The organism is Chryseobacterium soli (assembly GCF_000737705.1).
GTDB lineage: Bacteria > Bacteroidota > Bacteroidia > Flavobacteriales > Weeksellaceae > Chryseobacterium > Chryseobacterium soli.
Genome location: NZ_JPRH01000022.1, coordinates 1 through 4518 on the forward strand (window position 1 = coordinate 1; position 4518 = coordinate 4518).

At 34.6% G+C, this 4518-nt stretch carries 3 protein-coding genes; all 3 read left to right on the forward strand.

What is annotated here, in order from left to right; genetic code table 11:
* The coding region (locus IW15_RS21720) for a T9SS type A sorting domain-containing protein (protein WP_034715712.1) at positions 1–674 on the forward strand (674 nt) is incomplete at its 5' end.
* Between the two features lie 14 nt (positions 675–688).
* Entirely contained in the window at positions 689–4075 is a 3387-nt protein-coding gene (locus IW15_RS21725) for a hypothetical protein (protein WP_131368619.1), read from the forward strand.
* 6 nt (positions 4076–4081) lie between these two features.
* Positions 4082–4518 (forward strand): DUF6443 domain-containing protein (locus IW15_RS21730; RefSeq protein WP_034715716.1); only part of this gene is annotated, 437 nt, incomplete at its 3' end.

The following is a 4518-nucleotide window of genomic DNA, read 5'->3' on the forward strand; positions in this document are numbered from 1 at the left end:
GATCAGGAAATAAAACCGTCGGTATTGAAGAAGGAACCGATCTGTGGCTGATTTCACTCAATGAAAGAGGCGAAGAGATCTGGCAAAAATCCTATAATTTCAAAGATAGAGATGTATTGATGGGAATGAGTGTCCTGCATTCAGCTGATGATAAATCTTCAAAAGGAATTCTACTCGGCGGATATACCCAGGCAGAAGGCCGGATAGAGAGCGATGATGAAACCTTCTGGATGCTGTACTTAAATCAGGATGGCAATGAGCAGTGGAGAAAACATGTAAAAGGAGAATCCAGAAAAAAAGAGGAAAGATTATCTGATCTCAAACTCAACAGAGATGGTTCCATTATACTGGCAGGAACCAGTGCCGAAGAACTCGGAAAAGAGAACTGGAAGATTGTAAAACTTGGTGACAGCCAGATTGACCAATTGATTGAAAAACAGGAAATCAAAATCTATCCGAATCCGGTAACGGATTATGCGTATGTAGAAACTGGATTTGAATTCAAAGAAGCGGATATTACCTTGTATGATATGGGGGGAAGACAGCTTCAGAACTTTAAAACCAAGAATAAAGTCACTAAGATCAATACCCAGAATCTGATTCAGGGAGCTTATCTGGTGGTGATAAAGACCGATACGAATAAAACAGCGAACGCTAAACTGATTAAAAAATAAAATCACAATTCAGTATGAAAAAAATAATTACAGTTATTAGTATAATAATTATTAAAATGGCTTTTGCACAAACTGCAAATAATTTTATGCCTATTACATATCCTACATCACCTGATGTCACAAAAATGCAAACTTATGGACAGATTCCAGTAACCTCTTATTCTGGTTTGGCAAATATTTCTGTTCCTATTTATACGATAAAAGAGGGAAGTTTTGAATTTCCTATTACATTAGATTATAGTACAAGAGGAATTAAGGTTAGAGAGGAAGCTACACGAGTAGGTCTTGGATGGAACTTAGGGTTTCCTGGACTGATAAGTCGAAACGTCAACGGCAAACCGGATTATGATGCGGTATACAATTACACCAATAGATACTTTGCAGCAAAAGCCAAAAATAATACTCTTATCCCTGACTTTACAGGGTATGTAGCTCCTATCGATTTTATTAAATTAGGATTGGAAACTAAAATTATGCCTACTAATTATAAAATGGAAAATTATATACAAGGTGATAGATATTTTAGCAATAATCCTGATTTTATGCCAGATGATTATTATTATACTCTTCCAAAATATTCTGGAAAATTTATTTTCAAAAGAGATAGGACTCCTATTTTAGAGAAGATACAGGATAAATTAAAAATTGAAATTACTGATTCTTTAGGAGTGCAAGGACAGCCAACTTTAAAAAAACTTAAAATTATTGACCCCTTAGGCACTGCATATACATTTAATGATTTTGAAACTGTCTTTTCTCAAGACCATGAAGGAAGTGTTGCTACAAACGTCACTATAAATAATGCTTGGTACATTAGTAAAATAAAAACTAAGGAAGGGAATGAAATTAAATTCACTTATGATCTGATAGAAACTATTCCCAGCTATAATTTATATGACTATTCGGGGATTCCCATGAATTTTTTCAATGACGGTAATAATGGTACTACTCCCGTTGGAACATTCCCTTATTATCAGGATAAAATGTACGAAGGGTGGAAAGAATTTAAATGTAAGCTTATTAAAAAAATTGAATTTTCAGAAGGAGTTATTGAGTTTGATTATGATACAAGACAGGATCTATATGGAGATAAAAGAATAGTAGCTATTAGCCTAAAGAATAAACAAAATAAACTGATAAAAAAAATAAAGCTAAACCAAAGCTATTTTGACAAAAACTTTAATTCAATGCTAACAGAATTAGGGGCATGGCAACAAAGTGCAGCAACTTCTAATTTTATGAACAGACAGGATATTTTAAATAAGCGCCTTAAACTTAATTCTATAGAATATCAGGATGCTAATGAACAAACCATTAATACAGAGGGCTTCGAGTACTATGACCAATATATACCAGCTAAAAATTCTACAGCCATAGATTATTGGGGATACTTCAATGGTGAGCCTCAAAATGAGCATTTATTTACAAGTTTTACGCTAACTGTACCTGAAGTTTATGGAGATTACTTTTTTATAGCTAAAACAGGGAATCAGCATATTGTTACGATTCCGGGAGCTAATCGTCAGATTAATCCTCTATTTACTAATTCGATGTCCCTCAAAAAAATTATTTATCCAACAAAAGGAGGAACTGAATTTGAATATGAAAATAATACATATGATCCTGAAAAATCTTTTGTATCTGATGCAAATGCGGGAAAATATTCCTTATATCAAAATAATAATATTAATGGAAATAAGTTCAATCTTGCAGGAGGTCAAAGAATCAAATCCCTGATCAATACAGATAATTCGGGAGGTATATATAAGAAAAATTATATATATCACAGTACTCGAGATGATAATAATGATGGAATAATGGAAAACTATTCAAGCGGCTATCTATTAAATCGTCCAAACTTTTTTTATTTCAGACCTAAAACTACTATTAACGCTGGAAATGGCGAAGGGACTGTAAATACGGTTAATGGTTATATCCTATTAAAAAATTCTCCAACATATGATAATGACTTTATTGGCTATGAAACGATTGATGAAATAGCAACTAATCTTACAGATAATACAAAAATAAAAAGCACCTATACTTATAATATAACCCCGCCCACTACTTATAGCGGTATATATGACCTAATGAAGGGATTCCAGGCACCTACGCCTGATTTCAGTGAGCCTCAAAATATGTTTGTAAAAAGTCTGGTAAGATATAATATTTTCCGCCTTGATTTTGAATATAAAACTGATCCTAATAATCCCCCAAAAGAATATTATCGGGATTATGCCTTTGATTATAGGCCTGATTTTATCAAAAATGACATAGAGATGAAAAATGGATTATTGAAATCATTAACACAGTATTCATTCAACAACAATTCTTATACACCAGTAACTTCAGAAGAATACGAATATAATTGGACAAATTATTTTCTTCCGCAATATTGGGGTGTATATTACGATTTCTCAAGTGCGGTAATTCCGCCGAGTGATATGTTTATAATCCCACAGGAATATCAATTTTATAATAATTATACTGCTTTTTACAATGCTTCTAACACAACTACAGTACAGACTAGTGGTTACCTAGGGAGCAACCAATACAATATCGTTTATAAATCAATAGTTCCTATCTATAATCCTGGAGCCTCCTCTATTACAAAAAAAGAATATTTCAACGGCAAGATAATCACGACAAAAACGGATAATGAGTACCCTATGGCAATGCAGGGGCAATATAGCCCAAACTGGGGTAATTTGCTTTCGCAAAAGATTACCTTTCCAGATAATACAATAAAAGAAAGCACTTATAAATATTCTTTTGATAAAAATAATCAAAAGCTTTTATCTGCAAATATGATTGATATTCCTTTGGAAACAACCATTACAAATAAACAAAATACATCCGATACTGGTAAAATCATTTCTAAAACCGAAACTAAATATGATAACCCAGTAAATATATTTCCTACTTCTGTATTAACATATAATACTTTAGCTGGATCAATGGACACTGAAGTAACATTTGATAAATATGATTTAAACGGAAATATTCAGCAGTACACTGCAAAAAATGGCGTCTCAACAACTGTAATTTGGGGGTATAACAACACACAGCCTATTGCCAAGATAGAAGGAGCAAAGATCTATGACATCCCGCAAGCATTGATTGACAGCATTGTCAATGCCTCCAATACCGATGCCATATCAGGTACCGACGCTTCTGAACAGTCACTGATAGCAGCCTTGGATGCCTTCAGAAACAATGCAGGATTGTCAGCCTTTCAAATCAGTACCTATACCTATGATCCTTTAATTGGTGTTAGAAGCATCACTCCACCCTCAGGAATCAGAGAAGTTTACAAGTATGATAGCGCCAACCGACTTGAAAAAGTAGTAGATGCCAACGGAAAAGTACTGAAAGAATACCAATACCATTATAAAAACTAACACACGATGAAAAAGATAATAATTCCTATCGGTGCTTTACTTATCACGAGTTTAGCCCATGCCCAGTTAACCCCTACAGAAAATTACATCTATACAAAGACTTATTTGTCTGATCCAACACTTCCAACGCCCAAAACTTCCGAAACCGTCCAGTATGTTGACGGATTGGGAAGGCCTAAACAGGTGGTCAATATCAAAGCTTCTCCATTAGGAAGAGATGTTGTCTCTCACATTGAATATGACCAGTTTGGAAGGCAGACTAAAGATTACCTTCCCGTTCCTCAAGGCGGAACGATGAACGGTGCCATTGTTCCTACACCATTGGCCAATGCTACCCAAACCGATTTGTACGGATCAGAAAAGATCTATGCCGAAAAGACCCTTGAAAACTCACCCCTGGACAGGATCCTGGAACAGAGACAGGTAGGTAATGCCTGGAGTGA

What these genes read in the sequence shown, in the direction of transcription:
- IW15_RS21725 (WP_131368619.1), top strand. Translation starts at nt 689, where the DNA reads ATGAAAAAAATAATTACAGTTATTAGTATAATAATTATTAAAATGGCT.